Annotated in this window: 18 protein-coding genes and 3 tRNA genes; 14 read left to right on the top strand and 7 right to left on the bottom strand. The window is 57.4% G+C overall.

Annotation, left to right across the window (positions count from 1 at the left end; translation table 11 throughout):
- Nucleotides 1-266: 266 nt before the first annotated feature.
- From AC13C8_RS12840 to AC13C8_RS12830, 3 genes are read left to right on the top strand one after another with little or no spacing between them, the layout of a single operon-like run.
- On the top strand, nucleotides 267-734 hold the full coding sequence (locus AC13C8_RS12840; RefSeq protein ID WP_482847661.1) for a MarR family winged helix-turn-helix transcriptional regulator: 468 nt from the start codon (nucleotides 267-269) through the stop codon (nucleotides 732-734).
- 9 nt (nucleotides 735-743) lie between these two features.
- Nucleotides 744-1,793 carry an efflux RND transporter periplasmic adaptor subunit gene (locus AC13C8_RS12835; protein ID WP_482847660.1) on the top strand — a complete coding sequence of 350 codons (1,050 nt, stop codon included), beginning with the start codon at nucleotides 744-746 and terminating at the stop codon, nucleotides 1,791-1,793.
- Between the two features lie 10 nt (nucleotides 1,794-1,803).
- Nucleotides 1,804-4,857, top strand: coding sequence for an efflux RND transporter permease subunit (locus tag AC13C8_RS12830; protein WP_482847658.1), 3,054 nt, complete (start codon nucleotides 1,804-1,806; stop codon nucleotides 4,855-4,857).
- Nucleotides 4,858-4,884: 27 nt separating this feature from the next.
- On the opposite strand, the gene AC13C8_RS12825 is transcribed toward AC13C8_RS12830, so the two are convergent.
- Nucleotides 4,885-4,958, bottom strand: a tRNA-Gly gene (locus AC13C8_RS12825).
- Nucleotides 4,959-5,335: 377 nt separating this feature from the next.
- Here AC13C8_RS12825 and AC13C8_RS12820 point away from each other — a divergent pair.
- From AC13C8_RS12820 to AC13C8_RS12805, 4 genes are all read left to right on the top strand, one after another.
- Entirely contained in the window at nucleotides 5,336-5,545 is a 210-nt protein-coding gene (locus AC13C8_RS12820) for a hypothetical protein (RefSeq protein WP_091427741.1), read from the top strand.
- A 48-nt stretch (nucleotides 5,546-5,593) separates the two neighbouring features.
- A tRNA-Thr gene (locus AC13C8_RS12815) sits at nucleotides 5,594-5,669 on the top strand.
- A 385-nt stretch (nucleotides 5,670-6,054) separates the two neighbouring features.
- Nucleotides 6,055-6,489: a hypothetical protein gene (locus AC13C8_RS12810; RefSeq protein ID WP_482847657.1), complete on the top strand. Its 435-nt coding sequence runs from the start codon at nucleotides 6,055-6,057 to the stop codon at nucleotides 6,487-6,489.
- Nucleotides 6,490-7,128, top strand: coding sequence for a TIR domain-containing protein (locus tag AC13C8_RS12805; RefSeq protein WP_091427736.1), 639 nt, complete (start codon nucleotides 6,490-6,492; stop codon nucleotides 7,126-7,128).
- A 72-nt stretch (nucleotides 7,129-7,200) separates the two neighbouring features.
- Here the strand turns inward: AC13C8_RS12805 and AC13C8_RS12800 are convergent.
- The 4 genes from AC13C8_RS12800 to AC13C8_RS12785 all read right to left on the bottom strand — a co-directional run bounded on the left by AC13C8_RS12800 (nucleotide 7,201) and on the right by AC13C8_RS12785 (nucleotide 10,962).
- Nucleotides 7,201-7,276 (bottom strand) — tRNA-Thr (locus tag AC13C8_RS12800).
- Nucleotides 7,277-7,421: 145 nt separating this feature from the next.
- Nucleotides 7,422-8,918 (bottom strand): heme biosynthesis HemY N-terminal domain-containing protein, encoded by a 1,497-nt coding sequence (locus AC13C8_RS12795; protein WP_482847655.1) that lies wholly within the window; start codon nucleotides 8,916-8,918, stop codon nucleotides 7,422-7,424.
- A gap of 10 nt (nucleotides 8,919-8,928) precedes the next feature.
- Nucleotides 8,929-10,182 (bottom strand): COG4223 family protein, encoded by a 1,254-nt coding sequence (locus AC13C8_RS12790; RefSeq protein ID WP_482847654.1) that lies wholly within the window; start codon nucleotides 10,180-10,182, stop codon nucleotides 8,929-8,931.
- A gap of 87 nt (nucleotides 10,183-10,269) precedes the next feature.
- Entirely contained in the window at nucleotides 10,270-10,962 is a 693-nt protein-coding gene (locus AC13C8_RS12785) for a uroporphyrinogen-III synthase (RefSeq protein ID WP_482847652.1), read from the bottom strand.
- 90 nt (nucleotides 10,963-11,052) lie between these two features.
- Between AC13C8_RS12785 and tsaD the strand changes: the two genes are divergently transcribed.
- Genes tsaD through AC13C8_RS12760 form a run of 5 tightly spaced genes read left to right on the top strand, consistent with a single transcriptional unit; the run spans nucleotide 11,053 to nucleotide 14,222 of the window.
- Nucleotides 11,053-12,150 carry a tRNA (adenosine(37)-N6)-threonylcarbamoyltransferase complex transferase subunit TsaD gene (gene tsaD / locus AC13C8_RS12780; RefSeq protein ID WP_482847651.1) on the top strand — a complete coding sequence of 366 codons (1,098 nt, stop codon included), beginning with the start codon at nucleotides 11,053-11,055 and terminating at the stop codon, nucleotides 12,148-12,150.
- Nucleotides 12,147-13,094 carry an NAD(P)H-dependent glycerol-3-phosphate dehydrogenase gene (locus AC13C8_RS12775; RefSeq protein WP_482847649.1) on the top strand — a complete coding sequence of 316 codons (948 nt, stop codon included), beginning with the start codon at nucleotides 12,147-12,149 and terminating at the stop codon, nucleotides 13,092-13,094. The genes tsaD and AC13C8_RS12775 overlap by 4 nt, the downstream gene beginning before the upstream one ends.
- Before the next feature lies 1 nt (nucleotide 13,095).
- Nucleotides 13,096-13,368: a YciI family protein gene (locus tag AC13C8_RS12770; protein ID WP_482847648.1), complete on the top strand. Its 273-nt coding sequence runs from the start codon at nucleotides 13,096-13,098 to the stop codon at nucleotides 13,366-13,368.
- Nucleotides 13,368-13,787, top strand: coding sequence for an EVE domain-containing protein (locus tag AC13C8_RS12765; RefSeq protein ID WP_482847646.1), 420 nt, complete (start codon nucleotides 13,368-13,370; stop codon nucleotides 13,785-13,787). Before AC13C8_RS12770 ends, AC13C8_RS12765 begins: the two co-directional genes overlap by 1 nt.
- Nucleotides 13,788-13,835: 48 nt before the next feature.
- A complete protein-coding gene (locus AC13C8_RS12760; protein ID WP_322787709.1) occupies nucleotides 13,836-14,222 on the top strand; it encodes a DUF1761 domain-containing protein in 387 nt (128 codons plus the stop codon).
- Between the two features lie 249 nt (nucleotides 14,223-14,471).
- Here the strand turns inward: AC13C8_RS12760 and AC13C8_RS12755 are convergent, their stop codons facing one another.
- Nucleotides 14,472-14,813 carry a DUF2853 family protein gene (locus tag AC13C8_RS12755; protein ID WP_091427723.1) on the bottom strand — a complete coding sequence of 114 codons (342 nt, stop codon included), beginning with the start codon at nucleotides 14,811-14,813 and terminating at the stop codon, nucleotides 14,472-14,474.
- Nucleotides 14,814-14,981: 168 nt separating this feature from the next.
- Here AC13C8_RS12755 and lysM point away from each other — a divergent pair, with 168 nt between their 5' ends.
- Nucleotides 14,982-15,401, top strand: a complete 420-nt coding sequence (gene lysM / locus AC13C8_RS12750) for a peptidoglycan-binding protein LysM (protein ID WP_091427721.1) — start codon at nucleotides 14,982-14,984, stop codon at nucleotides 15,399-15,401.
- A gap of 145 nt (nucleotides 15,402-15,546) precedes the next feature.
- On the top strand, nucleotides 15,547-16,755 hold the full coding sequence (gene trpB / locus AC13C8_RS12745) for a tryptophan synthase subunit beta (RefSeq protein WP_091427719.1): 1,209 nt from the start codon (nucleotides 15,547-15,549) through the stop codon (nucleotides 16,753-16,755).
- Between the two features lie 67 nt (nucleotides 16,756-16,822).
- Here the strand turns inward: trpB and AC13C8_RS12740 are convergent, their stop codons facing one another.
- Nucleotides 16,823-17,437 (bottom strand): hypothetical protein, encoded by a 615-nt coding sequence (locus tag AC13C8_RS12740; RefSeq protein ID WP_482847644.1) that lies wholly within the window; start codon nucleotides 17,435-17,437, stop codon nucleotides 16,823-16,825.
- Nucleotides 17,438-17,562: the final 125 nt, after the last annotated feature.

The raw sequence follows: 17,562 nt of genomic DNA, 5'->3' as shown, positions 1-17,562 counted from the left end.
ACTGGTAATAATTTTTTACCAATTCGTGAAAGGCGAGGCCGAAGGCCGCGACGCGAACGCACGGTTATTTACAGCTAACGCTCTGATGATTGCCGAGGATTCTCTGCAACGCAATGCAAAGTGAGAGGTTACGTAAGGGCATCCAGGGAGATTGGTGGGTGTGACAGGGTTGTCCTACGCTAACGGCGATTTTATTGATTTTAATGCTGGATATTTCAGAAAATGAAATTTATAAGTGCGTCAGCGCGACTCAGGCAGTTTATCACATGACGCATCCATCTGACTTCAATTCACCACACGATTCACCGGTCGAACCCGAACTTGGCGCGTTGCTGGGAGTATTTGCTCTGCATGGCTTCATCGAATCGCTGATGGATGAAATCGACAGCAAGATCGACGTGCCCTATTTCGAACGAAAGATCGTGGTCTGGCTGGACCGTCCGAGGCGACTTGGCACGCTGGCACGTGAAATGAATGTGCTGCCCTCGACCATGACCACCGCCGCCGATCAGCTGGAGGCGCGTGGTCTGGTGGTGCGAGAGCGTGATCCCGATGACCGCCGGGCATGGCTTCTGAAGTTGACAGGCGACGGCGCCGATTTGCGGTCGTCGATGGTCGTCATGGCGCGCACATTGCTGTGCGAGACGCTGGAACTGACTGCCGAGGAGCTGGACAGTTTTGCCAGAACCTCGCTTAAAATTCACCGTAACATCCAGAAACACACCACCTGCTAAGGACAAAACATGCCCGTATTTCCGCGCTTCTTGGCTGCCGCCGCGGTCGCAATCGTTGCTACCATGTCTGGCGCCGTCGCCGAAGATGCCGTCAAACCCGTGAAACTTATGACGGTCGCAGCAGATGATGACACTTTAAGCCGCGTTTTTTTCGGCAAGGTGGTCGCGCGACAAAGTGTTGATATGGCCTTCCAGGTGGGAGGTCAGATCGTCGAGTTTCCGGTGATCGAAGGGCAGTTGGTTTCTGAAGGTGATTTGCTGGCGCAGTTGGATCAGGAACAGTTTTCGTTGGCGCTGGAACAAGCGGCTGTGCAGAAAGATCTGGCGGAACGGACACTGGATCGTTTGACCAAGCTGCGGGGAAACACCGTCAGTCAGGTGGCCCTGGACGATGCGACGACGCAGCTGAGCTTGGCTGATATCGCGTTCAGGCAGGCCGAGAGAAACCTGAACAACGCTACGCTTTACGCCCCGTTCGACGCGCTTGTCGCGGCGCGGGATGTCGACAATTACGTCACGATCAGTGCTGGCACGCCTGTTGTGCGTCTGCATGACATGAGCGAAATCCGGATCGAGATCGACGTGCCCGAAATCCTGTTCCAAACAGCGTCGAAAGAAAAGAATGTGCAGTTCGTGGCCGAGTTTCCGGCCCATGACACGCCGTTTCCGGTCGCAATCCGTGAATTCAACGCCGAGGCCGCCGAGGCCGGTCAGACCTATCGCCTGACCTTGGGCATGGCACCGCGGGAGGACCTGAATGTTCTGCCCGGATCATCGGTGAACGTGCGGGTGTCGGCGGCACACGAAAATCCCGGTATCCTGATCCCCTCGACTGCGATTGTCGCGGCCCCCGACGGGGCGCTGTCCGTCATGCGCTTCGTGGCAGGTGACGGCGACGCCGGCACAGTCAGCGCGACCCCGGTGACGGTCAAGCCCGCGCCCAATGGTGATTTCGAATTGTTGTCCGGTCTTTCGGCGGGCGACGTAATCGTGGCAGCGGGTGCATCGGCGCTGCGGGATGGTGACGCGGTGCGCCGCTTTACCGGTTTCGCAAACTAAGGGGGCTGACATGCCGAATATCGCACGCGCCTCGATCGAGAAGCCGCTCTATACATGGCTGATCATCCTTACCATGCTGTTGGGCGGCATCTGGGGGTTTCTGAATCTTGGCCGCCTGGAAGACCCGGCCTTTACCATCAAGCAGGCCGTCGTCGTCACGCAATACCCGGGCGCCACTGCCGCGCAGGTCGCGACCGAGGTATCTGAACCGCTGGAAAGCGCACTTCAGAAGATGGAAGAGGTCGAGAAGATCACATCGACCAACCGTCCCGGTGAAAGCCGGATAGATGTTGAGATCAAATCCACCTATCCAGCCGAGGCATTGCCTGACATTTGGACCCGTCTTCGTGCACGCGTGCGTGACACATCGCGACAACTGCCCGACAACGCCCTTCCGCCCTTCGTGAATGACAGTTTCGGGGATGTATTCGGCTTGTATTACGCCGTCACCGCCCCCGGCTTCACGGATGCCGAAAAATATGATCTCGGCACCTATCTGAGGCGCGAGCTTCTTGTCGTGGACGGTGTGGCCGATGTTGATTTGTCCGGCATCCCCGAAGAAGCAATTTATATCGAACCTGACATGACCTTGTCGGTCAATCAGGGGATACCGCCAGCTGCAATCATAGGCGCGGTGTCGTCCGCCAATTCCGTGACCTCTGCCGGGTCGCTGAACAAGGACGGCGCACGATTGATGTTCCAGGCACCCGAAGGATCGGAAACCGTGTCTGATATCGCCTCTCTCAGCATTGGGGTGAATGGGCAGCTGTTCAACGTTGCCGATGTTGCAAAAGTCAGCCGAGAACGGGTGGCGACGCCCGATCAGATCATTCGGTTTAATGGGGAAGAGGCGTTCACAATTGGCATTGCCGGGTTGGACACAGAAGACATCGTGAAGGTTGGACATCGCGTTGACGCGCGTCTGGCCCAATTGTCTGCCGACATCCCGTACGGGATCGAATTGCATCCCATCTATCAGCAGCATCTGGTTGTCGAGCAAAGTTCGAACGACTTTCTGAAGAACCTCGCCATGTCGGTCGGCATCGTGATCGTCGTTTTGGGCGCGTTCATGGGGTGGCGGGCGGCCATTGTCATCGGGGCAACGCTTCTGTTGACCGTTGTCGGAACACTTCTGTTCATGGCGATCTTCTCGATCGAGATGGAGCGGATTTCGCTGGGCGCGCTGATCATTGCGATGGGGATGCTGGTGGACAACGCGATTGTTGTCGCAGAAGGGATGCAAATCTCGATGCTCAGGGGGCGCAGTTCGCTTGCGGCGGCGGATGACGCCGCCAAGAAAACCCAGATTCCGCTTCTCGGAGCTACAGTGATCGGGATCATGGCCTTTGCCGGGATTGGTCTGTCGCCGGATTCCACTGGCGAATTCCTGTTCTCGCTGTTCGCGGTGATCGGTATCTCGCTGTTGCTGTCCTGGGTTTTGGCGCTGACGGTGACACCGCTGCTGGGCCATTACCTGTTCAAGGTCAGCAATCAAGACGCGGCGGATGCCTATTCCGGCCGGTTTTTTGTGCTCTACAAGAAGATCCTGGATAAATCCCTGACCTTCCGCTGGCCGGTGATTGCAGGGCTGGTTGCCATCACGATGGTCTGCTTTGTCGGTTTTGGATCGGTGAAACAGCAGTTCTTCCCAAACTCGAACACTCCGCTGTTCTTCGTCTATTACAAGCTGCCGCAGGGCAGTTCGATTCAGCAGGTTTCGGACGATCTTGAGGTGATGGAAGACTGGTTGTTGAACGAGGAGAATGTCACCTCGGTTGCTTCCTATGCCGGGCGTGGTGCGGTAAGGTTCATGCTGACCTATGACGGTGGCAAGGACAATCAAAGCTATGGGCACCTGATCATCCGCACCAACGCTTTGGAAGATATTCCGGACATCCACGCCCGGCTGGAAACCTTCGGGAAGGAAAACTTCCCCGAAGCTGAGTTCCGTGTTCAGCGGCTTGTCTTTGGCCCCGGCGGCGGTGATCCAATCCAAGTGCGTTTTTCGGGGGGTGATCCGTCCGTGTTGCGCGATCTGGCGGATCAGGCCATGCAGGTCATGGCCGACAGTTCCGACAATCTTCTGAACCTGCGCACCGATTGGCGCGAGCAGGAACTGGTGATCGAGCCGGTTTATGCCACCCAGCGCGCGCAGACGGCAGGGATCAACCGTGACGACGTGGCGGCATCACTTCTTTATGCGACCGACGGTTTGCGCGCGGGGGTGTATCGCGAGCGGGAAAGACAGATCCCGATCATCATGCGCCGCCCACAACCGGAAGAATTCAATCTGAACGACCAGCTTGTGTTCTCGCCAATCACGGGCACCTATCTGCCGATTGAGCAATTGATCGAGGGCTTTGATTATCGAGTCGAAAACACATTGGTCCAGCGGCGCAACAGGGTGCCGACGATGTCGGTCGGGGCCGATGTGGCGACGGACGTAACCGCCGCGCAGGCCCATACCGAAATCCGGTCTGCGGTCGAGGCGATCCCGCTGCCTTCGGGATACACGATGGAATGGGGGGGCGAGTTCGAAAACGCCTCGAAAGCGCAGGCAAGCCTCGGTGCGCAACTGCCGCTGAGTGCACTGATCATGGTGATGATCTCGATCCTGTTGTTCAACGCGATCAGACAGCCGATCATCATCTGGCTTCTTGTGCCGATGTCGGTGAACGGTGTGGTGGTTGGCCTGTTGGGCACTGGTCTTCCGTTCAGCTTCACAGCCCTGCTTGGCCTTCTGAGCTTGTCGGGCATGTTGATCAAGAACGGCATCGTTCTGGTCGAGGAAATCGACCTTGTCCGGGCTGAAGGTGTGCCCCTGCGACCGGCGATTATCGAGGCATCGGCGTCACGGGTGCGCCCCGTTGTTTTGGCCGCCGTGACCACGATCCTTGGCATGGCACCCCTGCTGTCAGACGCGTTCTTCGTGTCGATGTCGGTGACGATCATGGGCGGCTTGGCGTTCGCATCCGTCCTGACATTGGTGGCCGCGCCGGTCTTTTACTACGTGTTTTTCAAACGCGATGAGAAAAGGGAACTGGCGATGCAGCCAGCGCGATAGCGTGTATTTGCAACTAACGAAGAGGTCTGGAGCGGGCGGCGGGAATCGAACCCGCGTCATTAGCTTGGAAGGCTAAGGTCTTACCACTACACAACGCCCGCCCAGTAGGATGACGACATATTTCATAGGAATCTGAGCGTCAATAGCAGACCCAAACTGAATCCGTTCTTTGGCTTGCTACGTTATCGAATTGGGCGGATTGTGTTGAAAAATTCCCTGTGGCGCTCTGCGTCCTACAAAATGCAAAACATTATTCCTACTCGACCTACGATTAGCCAAAAACCAGAGGAATTCACCGCCTCACCAGAATATCTTCCCGCAAAATTGGCTCATCCAACTCAGTTGGGAAGTTTTTTCAACACAATCGGCGTATTTCGTTGAAAAACTCTTCGTTGAGCAGAAGAAGCAGATTCTTGAAATCTACGATGCCGAAGAGGCGCTGCACATAGCGACAGGCATTCCGCATGAGGTGGATCACATGGTTCAACTCGTGGGCAAGAACAAGGCGGGCGAGCAGGTCATCTGCGGATTGCATGTGCCTTGGAATCTTCGCGCCATCCCATGGAAGATGAACCGTGACCGTGGTGACTGGTTTTTCATCGCAAACGCAGAGAGTGACGAGCCGTCTGAGGATGAGATTCTTGCCAGCTTGGCTACGCATGATGGCGACGACGAGATTCCGTTCTGAATCTGCCTTGAAGGGGCCGCCCGTTGCGTTTAAACGGGCGGTCGCGTAGCCCCATTAGCTCAGCTGGTAGAGCAGGTCCTTCGTAAGGACAAGGTCGGCGGTTCGAGTCCGTCATGGGGCACCACTTTTCTGTTAGAAGTTGTCTTTCCGAGCCGAACCATGATTTGCTGCTCGGCAAACGCAGGGTTGCCCGATCATCTCTATGAAGTTCTGCCGCCGGAGCCGGAATGGGTCGAGGCCATCATGACGGGCAGCAATCCCCCGGGAAAGAACTATGCCTCCCGTTCTGAGCTGGTGTACGCCGCAGTGATCTGGATGCTATTTCGCGGGATGCAGCCGGGGCATGTCCTGTCGATCATCATGTCACCGGATGTAGGCATTAGCTTCTGGCGGAGCGATGCGTGGTCCTTCAATCCAAACAGCCCAACGAGTTCCTCTTTCGTTCCTGTACTTGGGTGTGGTACATATTGTTGATAACCGAGTAGGACATACAAGATAGGGATAGACTATTGGCGCCAGACCAAACGCAAGATGAAAGCATCCGGATTGCACATTTGACAATGCTGCAAGGGGTCATTTCCCGCATGGGCGCGAATTCCTTCACATTGAAGGCGCTTGCGGCAACGTTTGGTAGTGCCGCAGTGGCAGTCATGGCAACAGTAGAACAGCCTTCCCCATACTATGCAGTAGCTGCGATAGTTCCGATGCTGATCTTCTGGTTGATGGATGCACAATACCTCCGCCTAGAGCGCGCTTATCGTAATCTCTATGACCATGTACGTCGCGGTGAAGAAATTGAAGCCTACAGCCTCAATGCAGTACCGTTCATGAGTGAAACAGCTTCAACGTTGCGCCTTGCGGTTTCTTGGTCTGTGAGCTGGTTTTACTTAGCGATATTGCTCTCACTTGGCGCCGTGGCATATCTCATTTTTAGGGGAGTATAGATGAATAGTTTGTTCACCTCACTGCAAATCCCGACCACGAAACGGCGAGTATTCTTCTCATTTCACTACCAAAGCGACGTTTGGCGTGTGAACCAAGTTCGTCAATCTTGGCGCTACAATCACGAATATTCACGCGAGGCTGAGGGTTTTTATGACGGTAGTATTTGGGAGAGATCGAAGCGGACCGGACCAGACTCTCTGAAAAACCTTATCCGAGAAGGCATCAAGAATACTTCTGTAACCTGTGTGCTCGTAGGATCGAACACATTTGAGCGTCGTTGGGTGCGTTATGAGATTGCGCGCTCGGTGGTCAAAGGTAACGGTCTTTTGGCTGTTGGGATACATCGCATGGGCAATCAACAGGGGTACGTGTCGAATGAAGGGCCGAACCCATTAGACTACATGGCAGTTTACAAGGCTGGCGACAGCATCCGCTTGGCCGAATTCAAGAATGGAAAATGGGTCAAGTACGATGACTACACCCAGCCTGTCACGCTTCCGGCAACTTGGATCAAACCGCACGACACGAACGTAATAAGGCTTTCTCGTTACGCGGGCCGCTATTGCTACAAGGAGCAGCTTGGCTCCACCAATTTTTCTTCTTGGGTTCGTCAGGCTGCTGCCGATGTTGGTCGATAGGCGACATAGCTCCTTGTAACCGGAAGTTTGTCATATTTGTTTTTGACTAAATGCTTGTTTCTAAGAGAAGAATGGTGCCGCTGAAGGGACTCGAACCCCCGACCCCATCATTACGAATGACGTGCTCTACCAGCTGAGCTACAGCGGCCCACAGATGACTGCCGGCCCGGAACAACACAGCAGCGATCGGGGTTTTAGACGCGGGTTGGGTGCTGTGCAAGCGAATTTCATGCAATGGTGATGGATCGTCGCAGATCGAATTGCCAAGGCTGCCTGTCCGTCCTCGCGTGTCGCTAGGTTTTCGACGCGTCACCATCCGGCGTGGCGTCCGCATCCAGCAGTTCGGCCTCCAGCACGTCGTCCTCTTGCCCGTCATCAGGGTCGAGAAGTTCGGCTGTGTCATCACCCGCGTCCGCTGCGCCGACAATCATCGGCAGCATCTCAGCCCCCCCTTGCATTGCGTGATCGGTTTCGGGCGCAGGCTTCCATGCCAACGTGTCGAAGCCCTGACACCCATCACAGATCGGGGTCCAGGCGGCGTGGACATGGTTGCAGTTCTCGCACACCCATTGCGGACCGCGCGGGGCCGTCACGGCACGCGCCAGCAAAGCGCGGACGGTTTGATCATCTGCGCCTTCGCCGCGTTCGATTGCGGCTAGCAGCGTCAGGGCACGCTGGCTGGGCAAGGCATCGGGTAAATCGCCCAGCGCTTTGCGGGCTTCGGCATAATCCTCGGCGGCGATGTTCAACTCGGTCAGAAGCATCCGCGTTTCGGGATCGCCGTCGCGATGCTTGGTCAGCGCATGAAACCGCACCAGCCGATCGGCGGGTGTCTCATCCGGCACAATCTCGGCGAAGGCGGCGGCGATGTCTGGGTGCGGCTGGGCGCTCCACGCCTTGACCAGAACGCGGCTGGCATAGCGTGGTTTGCCCTGTTCGATATAGGTGCGGGCAGCCATCACGGCGGCGGGCACCAGATCGGGCGACAGGCGATTGGCTTCAATTGCAGCCTCACGCGCCTTGATGTCGTTGCCTTCGTTCAGAACGCCTTTGGCTTCGGACAGCGCGAGAACCGCATCGCGACGCTTATGCACATCACGCGGCAGGTCGCCATATTTCAGCTTGGCCCCTAAAGTCTTGCGCGCACCCGACCAATCATTGTGGCGGGCTTGCAGGCCCAGCAACACGTCCTGCGTTTCCGTGTGACGCGGCTTTAGGGCAAACGCCTTTTGCGCCAGTTTCATCGCCGTCTCGGTATCCCCTTCGGCCAGTTTTTGCTTCATGATGCCGCGCACGCCGACAAACTGGGTTCGTTCATCTTTCAGCAAGCGGCGATACACCTCGTCCGCCTTCCGCTTGTCACCGGTCATTTCCGCGGCCTGCGCGGTCAGAAGGTTTGTCAATTCGGGGCGGTGCAGATATTTCTCGGCCCGACTGGCCTTGGACATAGCGGTGCTGCCTTCACCGGAGGCCAGCGCGATCATGCCCTCGGCCAACGCCTCGTATCCCTTGCGCTCTCGCGACCGGTCGAAATAGCGTGAAATTGCGGTTTCATCACCATTCACGAACCGGATGAAAGCCACGATCAGACCAAGCACAATGATCGCAAGCCAGATCGCCACCACCAGAACCACAGCAGCGATAACCGCCTGTAAAGGCTCCAGATTATACTCGGTCGCCCCAATGGCAATGCGAATGCCACCCTCGGTTTCCATCAGGAACCCGGCACCCAGCGTCAGCAGAGCGATGGCAGTCACGAAAAGGATAATCTTGAAAAGAGACCAAAGCATCGGTGCGTCCTTAATTACTGTTCACTTGCTGGGCCAAGGCCTGGGCAGCCTCAAGCGCATCCTTGCGGGCGGCGGCCTGTTCGATCCAAGCATCAAGCGCGGGTTTGCCAGCGTCGGGCAAAGCTTCAAGCTCGGTTAATGCAGCCGCGATCCGGCCATCCTTCAGCGCGGCTTCGGCCCGTGACAGGATCGCATCGGGATCATCGCCTTCTTGCGGCTCAAGCGACCGGGCACCAAGCTGGGTGCGGAAAAATGCCGTCACACGATCCATCTGGCCATCTGCAACCGCCGCCCGGATAGACGCATCCAGTGCATCGCGCGCCGCCTCCGGGAACCGCGCTTGCAGTGTTGCCAGCGTCACGATGCCCGTTTCCGCATATGCCGACAGCGCGTCCGGTGCGTCAAGACCCGCATTCTCGGTCAGATCAAACAGCGCATCACCATAGGGCTGTCCGCTTTCCAGCGCCGCCAATACACGAGACATCGCAGCCCGTGCCGCAGCGGCTTTGGCTGCCTCGGCGGCGCTGACCTCAAGCGTCTGCGCCTGATCCTGAGCGTTTCCAATACGCTCAAGTTCCGCGTCCAGCATCTGACGCATTTGCTGCAATTCGCGCTCATAGGCGGCAGCCGCGGCGGCGGCCGCTTCCATGCCGGACCCCTGCGGCAGTTTCTCGACCGTAACGATCCGGTTTTCCAGTTCGGTCAGCTTTTCCGACATTGACTCGTATTGAACGCGCAGCTGGTTCAGTTGACCCGTCATTTCACCGCGCAACTGATCCAGCCCGGTGGCGTCCTGCAAATCCGTCAGCGTGGCCGATTGCGCTGCCGTCACTTCCTCGATACCAGACACACGATCACCCAGATCGGTCAGTTTAATCTCTATCGGGTCCACATCGGGTTGGCTGGCAAAGGGCCATTGATCGGGATAGCGCGCCGCGCCGAAGCCCAGCGCCGCCGCAACGGCTCCGCCCAATAGAAGTGGTAAAAACGTCGATCCACCGGGGGCTGCGGTGGGGGCAGCCTGAGCGGATGGCGTATCCTTGGCAATCTGATCTGGCGTATCTGTATCCGTGGTTGCATCCTCTGCATCTGCATCAGGCCCACCACCTTCCGATTTCTCCTGCTCGTCGGGTGCCTGATCCGGCGCATCGGGTTCAGTCACCTTGTTCACTGTTTCCGGTTCATCTGTTTTGGGTTCGTCAACGACAACGGCGTCCTCGACCGTTTCTGGCGTGTCCTTGGTTGGTTTGCGGGATTTGGCCAATTTCGGAACCTCTCGAATCTCTTAAAGAAAATCACGGTGCGTCTGTGGTTTCAGCTTAGCTTGCCACCCCGGTTGGCTCAAGCAAGGTCAGTGTCGCAGGGTCGTGATTATCCGATCTGCCATTGCCGCGCCGGTGGGTTCGGCGACCACATCACACGATCCCCCTGTCTTGGTGCGCCAAACATCGGCAACTGCGTCACTGATCGCAATGACATGAAGGCTCTCTCCGATCTTTGCAAGCGCCTGCCCAACCAATCGCGCTGAGCGGGGCGAATAAAGGGGAAGGATCGCCGGTCTCGTTCCTTCCAACACTTTGCGGGCGGCGTCGGTCAGCGGCAGGTCATCCTGCCGATAGGTCCAAGCGGCGCGCGCTGCGATATTCAGTTTTGTCAGTGCCGCTGGAATGTCGGTCGCCACATGCGACCCGCGCAAATAGATCACCGTGCCCGGATCGGGCTGAGTTTCCATCCACACAAGCAGTGACGCCGCATCCAACGCACAGTGGCGCACATCTCCGCCCGCTAGTGTCGCCGCATCTGCGGTGCGCACGCCGACACAAAAAACCGGTTTGCCATCTAGCGGGCCATGAATGGCGTGTGCAGACGTCGCGATCACCAGATCAACGCCCGTCAGGTCCGGCCAAAACCCCGTCGGAGAAATTTTCATAATCGGTGAGCGGACAACTGGCACATCTCGACCCAAGGACTCCTTGATCTGAGTGACCAACTGGTTGGCGTTCTGCTCTGGTCGGGTCAGAACCAGCGTCTTTTGGGTGGACATGATAAGCCTGCCGGGATTGTCTGATTTGCCCTGTGGTGTTACCCCGACCAGAGGCCACACCGCAACCAATCCCGCTTGGACCAGAACGCGATGACAGACACGATAACCCTTTTGGGGCTGGAAAGCTCCTGCGATGACACGGCGGCGGCGGTGGTGCGCCATACCGCCGACCAAATGCCCGAGATTTTGTCGTCCATCGTGGCTGGGCAGACCGAGTTGCACGCTGATTTCGGTGGGGTGGTGCCGGAAATTGCCGCCCGCGCCCATGCCGAAAAACTGGATATTTGCGTGGAAGAGGCTCTGTTACGGGCCGGTTTGCGCCTTGGCGAGCTTGACGGGATCGCCGTCACAGCCGGACCCGGTTTGATCGGCGGGGTCGTGGCGGGGGTCATGTGCGCCAAGGGTCTGGCGGCTGGAGCCGGTCTGCCACTGATTGGCGTGAACCATCTGGCAGGGCACGCGCTGACCCCCCGCCTGACGGATCAGACGGCGTTCCCCTATCTGATGTTGCTGGTGTCCGGCGGGCATTGTCAGTTCCTGATCGCCAAAGGACCGGATGAGTTTAGCAGGCTCGGCGGCACCATCGACGACGCCCCCGGCGAAGCGTTCGACAAAACAGCGAAGCTCTTGGGTTTGCTGCAACCCGGCGGTCCCGCGGTCGAAGCCGAAGCGCGCAAGGGCGACCCCAAACGGTTCAATTTCCCACGTCCCCTTCTGGATCGCCCCGGTTGCGACATGAGTTTTTCGGGCTTGAAAACGGCCCTGCTGCGCGAACGCGACCGACTGGTCGCCGAACATGGCGGGTTGCGCCGTGCCGACCGTGTCGATCTTTGTGCCGGGTTCCAGGCCGCCGTGGCCGATGTTCTGGCCGAAAAATCACGCCGAGCCTTGGCCGAATACCTGACTTTGGCACCGGCCACCCCAACGCTGGCCGTGGCCGGAGGTGTTGCCGCCAATATGACAATTCGCGCTGCGTTAGAGACTGTTTGCGAACGTGAGAAAGTCACATTCTTGGCCCCACCACTTGCGCTGTGCACAGATAATGCCGCAATGATCGCTTGGGCGGGGATCGAGCGTTTCCGGGCCGGTCAGCGCGACGACATGACCTTGCAGGCCCGTCCAAGATGGCCACTGGACCAACATGCCCCCGCCATGCTTGGATCAGGAAAGAAGGGGGCGAAAGCATGACGGTTTCGGTCTTGGGCGCAGGTGCTTTCGGCACAGCCTTGGCGATCTCTTTGGCGCGCACGGGGCAACCCGTTACGCTCTGGGCGCGCGATCTGGCAGATATGGACGTGGCGCGCGAGAACACGCGACGCCTGCCGGGCTTCACCTTTCCCGAAACGCTGGCCGTGACCGGCGACCTGTCGGACGCAGCGCAATCCAGCATCCTTTTGCTGACCGTCCCGATGCAATCTCTTGCCCGCTTTCTGACCCAGCACACAAAGTTTCTGGACGGCAAAACCCTTGTCGCGTGCTGCAAAGGCATTGATCTGACCACCGGCCTTGGACCGGCCGAAATCATCCGCCGAGCCTGCCCTGCCGCAACACCCGCCATTTTGTCGGGGCCAAGCTTCGCTGTGGACATCGCAGCCGGCCTTCCCACGGCGCTGACGCTGGCGGTTGACGATGGCCATGCGCTGCAAACCGCATTGTCGACGCCGAACATCCGCCCTTATCGCAGCGCCGATCTTGTCGGTGTTGAAATCGGTGGTGCGCTGAAGAACGTGGTCGCCATCGCCTGTGGAATGACAATCGGCGCAGGGCTTGGCGAAAGTGCCCACGCCGCCCTGATGACCCGTGGCTTTGCCGAAATGCAGCGGTTTGCCCTGTCGCGCGGCGCGCGCCCCGAAACCCTGTCCGGCCTGTCCGGCTTTGGTGATCTGGCTTTGACCTGCTCGTCCGACAAGTCGCGCAACTATGCCTTCGGTCTTGCGCTTGGCCGGGGCGAGCCGTTACCCGAAGGCACGACGATCGAGGGCAAGGCGACGGCAAAAGCAGTCTCTAACCTTGCCAAAAAGATCGGGCTGGATATGCCCATCGCCGACATGGTCGTGGCCGTCCTGGAAAAACACCTGACCGTAAACGAAGCCGCAGACATGTTGCTGACACGGCCCCTGAAGGAGGAATGATATGCTCACCGCTCTTATCTTCACCGACAAGCCCGGTGCAATCGACATTCGCAAAGCCAACCGCGATGCCCATCTGGCCTATATCAAGGACACCGGCGTCGTGGCCCAGGCCGGGCCATTTCTGAACGCAGACGGGGCGATGTGCGGATCGCTCGTGATCCTTGACGTTGCAGACCGTGACGCGGCGCAAGCCTGGGCCGACGGGGACCCCTATGCCAAGGCGGGCCTGTTCTCGAACGTCCGAATTGAACAGTGGAACAAGGTGGTGGGCTGATGTCATATTGGCTTTTCAAATCCGAAGTCTCGACCTGGAGCTGGGACCAGCAGGTCGCAAGGGGTGACGCCGGCGAAGAATGGGACGGTGTGCGCAACTATCAGGCCCGTAACCATATGCGCGATATGAAAGTCGGCGATCTGGGCTTCTTCTATCATTCACAAAAAGAGAAAGAGATCGTTGGCATTGTCGAGGTGATTGCTGAAAGCCATCCCGACAGCACCACCGACGATGACCGCTGGGATTGCGTGGACATCAAGGCCGTGCGACCGCTGAAAAACCCGGTGACGCTGGCCATGTGCAAGGACGATCCGCGTCTTGCAGATATGGTGCTGGTCAACAACACCCGGCTGTCAGTTCAGCCCGTGACGAAGGAAGAATGGGATATCGTTTTAGAGCTTTCCGGCGACAACCCCTAGGTTTGGGTCCATACTGTAAGCGTTAAAGCGCGCACAGGAGGATTGTTCATGTTGCAGGTCTTAATCTCGGCCATCGCGGGCTACGCGTTTGGCGCGGTTTGGTATATGGCACTTGCCAAGCAATGGGTGAAAGCGACTGGTATCGCAGTCGATGAAAACGGGAAGCCCGTCGACAAGTCACCCTTGCCTTTCATCGTCGCGTTCGTCAGCGCGCTCGTGGTCGCTGGAATGATGCGGCACATCTTTGTCATGGCTGGCATTGATACAGTTGGCGAAGGCTTGACCACGGGACTTGGGTTGGGCCTGTTCGTGGTGGCACCCTGGATCGTGAACAATGTGATGTTCGGCGATCGCAACAAAAGCCTGATCTGGATCGACGGCGGTTATGCCGCGGGCGGTTGTGCGGTGATCGGGCTGGTGCTTGTCCTGTTCTAGTGTTCTGAAAAAAGAGAAAGGAGGGGCTGACGTCTCGGCCCCTCCTTTCCACCCCACGTGCTCCCCAGCACCACAAGCGTCTTTGAAATTCGGGTCCGGCCATCCTAGCCTTCGATTTGACAGTAGCGGCCAGCGCGCCGCGAGGCAAGCTTGCTTTGCTTACAATACTATTCAAAATCAACATCTTAACGCATCACTAAAAAAGGCGCCGCCGAAATGGCAGCGCCCTTGCATCACGTCGCGAACAGCTTAGCCGTAGACGGATTCCTTGCCGAAGTGCTTGACCAGCATGTAATACACAACGGCCCGATACTTGTTACGCTCGCTACGACCATAGGTGTCGATGACGGCATTGATTGCTTCCATCAGTTGCGGGCCATCGGCAAGACCCAGCTTCTTGACCAGGAAATTGTCTTTCACGGTCTCAAGCTCGCTGTCCTGTCCAGCCGCAACGGTAGACGCATCGGCATTGTAAATCGCAGGGCCGCAACCGATGGTCACTTTGGTCAGCAGGTCCATATCCGGCGTCATACCGCATTTCGATTTCAGATCATCCGCATACTTTGCAATCAGTTCGTCACGTTTACCCATTTTGGTCTCCCATAATTTTACCAACGGGCCGAAGCCCAATTCGACAACGAGACTAAGCTCAATCGTAAATTGGTCAAAGGAAAAGTTTACCTTTGTATTCCCCCTAGGCATCTGCGCTGATTTCCCGCAGGATGTCGCCGGTCGTATGTTTTTGTAACGGAGGAAATCATGGGTCTTTGGAGTTTTGTGAAGGGCGCGGGAAAATCGCTGTTTGGTGGCGGTGATGAAACAGCATCTGCTGACAGTCTGAACAAGGAAGTGGCTGATTTGGGTATCGACACATCCAAATTGGACATCAAGCTGGACGGCGAGAAGGTGACAGTAAAGGGCGGCGAGAACCTGAGCGCGGAAGATCGCGAGAAGGTCATTCTTGCCGTTGGCAACGTCGAAGGCGTCGCCGAGGTTGAAGCCGACCTGGATGGCGAGCCGACATTCCACACTGTGGAAAAAGGCGATACGCTTTGGGCAATCTCGGAAAAGACGCTGGGCAATGGCGCGCGCTACAAAGAGATTTTTGAGGCCAACAAGCCTATGCTGAAAGACCCTGACCTGATTTATCCCGGTCAGAAGCTGCGCATCCCCGGCTAAAATCGTCATGATCATGGATAAGCGGTCCGTTCAACAGCGGGCCGTTTTTGCTGCAAAATCAAGACCTGCGGCAATTTTTACCTTGTGGCAAAAGACAAGTCCCTGTCTGATCCCCTGAAACTTGCAAGCAAGGATCAATGACACGATGGCATCATACTTGAAATCCACCCCCACCCGTGACGGCATGTTCGGAAACTATGGCGGCGCAATGTTACCGCCGCCGCTTGAACCGCATTTCAAGGAAATCCGCGACGCCTATGACCGTATCTCAAAGTCGGCCGATTTCATTGCCGAGCTGCGCCATATCCGCAAGCATTTCCAAGGACGACCGACACCAATCTCTTACCTCAAGAACCTGTCGAACCTGTCTGGCGGGGCGCAGATCTATGCCAAGCGCGAAGATCTGAACCACACCGGTGCGCACAAGCTGAATCACTGCATGGGCGAGGGGCTGTTGGCAAAGTTCATGGGCAAGAAAAAGCTGATGGCCGAAACCGGCGCGGGTCAGCATGGCGTCGCGCTGGCGACTGCTGCGGCCTATTTCGGGCTGGAATGCGAAATTCACATGGGCGAGATCGACATCGCCAAGGAAGCTCCGAACGTCACCCGCATGAAGCTTCTGGGTGCCAAGGTTGTGCCGGTCGGCTTCGGTGGACGTTCGCTCAAGGAAGCTGTGGACAGTGCGTTTGAAAGCTATATGGGGCAGGCAGATACCGCTCTGTTCGCCATCGGATCAGTTGTCGGTCCACACCCTTTCCCGCTGATCGTGCGCGATTTCCAGCACATCGTCGGGATTGAATCGCGTGAGCAGTTCCTTGAGATGACCGGCGGGCTACCCGACATGGTCGCCGCCTGTGTCGGCGGCGGGTCAAACGCGATGGGTCTGTTTTCCGGCTTTATCGACGACGAAGACGTATCGCTGCATGGAGTAGAGCCGATGGGCACGTCATCCAAGCTGGGCGATCACGCGGCCACGATTACCTATGGTGAAGACGGAGATATTCATGGGTTCCGCACCATGGTTCTGAAAGACGAGAACGGTGATCCAGCACCGGTCCACACAGTCGCCTCTGGTCTGGACTATCCCGGTGTCGGACCAGAGCATGCGCATCTGTATCGCACCGGCAAAGCGAACTATACCTCCGCTGACGACAAAGAGGCTCTGGCGGCTTTCTATGCGCTCAGCCGTCATGAGGGGATCATCCCTGCCCTGGAAAGCGCACACGCCGTTGCCTTCGCAATGCGCGAAGCACCGAAGAACCCCGGCAAGTCGATCCTGATCAACCTGTCAGGGCGGGGCGACAAGGATATTGACTATGTCACCGAGACCTTCGGGTTTGGTGATAACCTGTAAACCAAAAGCGCCGCCCCGAAGGGCGGCGCATTCAGGTTATCCGCCAAGTTTGAGAGTGACATCTGCACTATTGAGTTGTGGTCTCTTCGGTGGTCTCACCTTCCGTAGTGCCCTCATCGGTCATGTCACCTTCTTCCATCTGCGTGGCATCATCCGTGGCCGGTTCATCGGTCGCGGCATCTGACTCTGCGGCACCTTCTCCGGTTGTCATGGAGCTGCTATCACCGGCCTGGGTCAACAATGTGCCGATGGACGTTTCCGCTGGCAGGTTCTCGGCCATGGATTCGTCGAATTCCGGATAGGTCTTCAACGTTTCCTTGTCCGTATCAAGCCGCAGCGATAAGCCGTCCTCACCGAGTTTGAAATCGGTCAGCGGCAGGGCGACGGTGTATTCACCGAGACCGAGGAACCCCCCGATACCCAGCACGACTTCCGGGCCACCAACCCCTGCGATCACATAGTCGATCTCGCTGATCCGTTCGCCCTCCGGGTCATAGACGAATGTGCCGATCATGTCGCCAACAGTCATTTCCTCAAGGCTCATGAACTTTGGTGCGATCACCGCAGTGTCCGCACCCCCGCTTGCCACGCCCGTTTCGGGGGTGGCCGTGTCCTGCGCCAAGGCGCCACCGGCGATCATCGTTGCAACCGCCGTGCTCATCCAGAAATACTTGAGTGTCATATCATATCTCCTTTCATTGCTGGATATGGATACAGGCACAACGAAGCAGGCCGGCCTTGGTTCCCGGCGATGGCGCAGCCGTTTTGAACCGGCAGTTTGTTGCCGGAACGCACACTTGAGGCTTG

The organism is Aliiroseovarius sp. B-4, from assembly GCF_056857795.1.
Note: the sequence above shows the minus strand (reverse complement) of the source record. Positions and strands in the feature narration are given on the sequence as shown.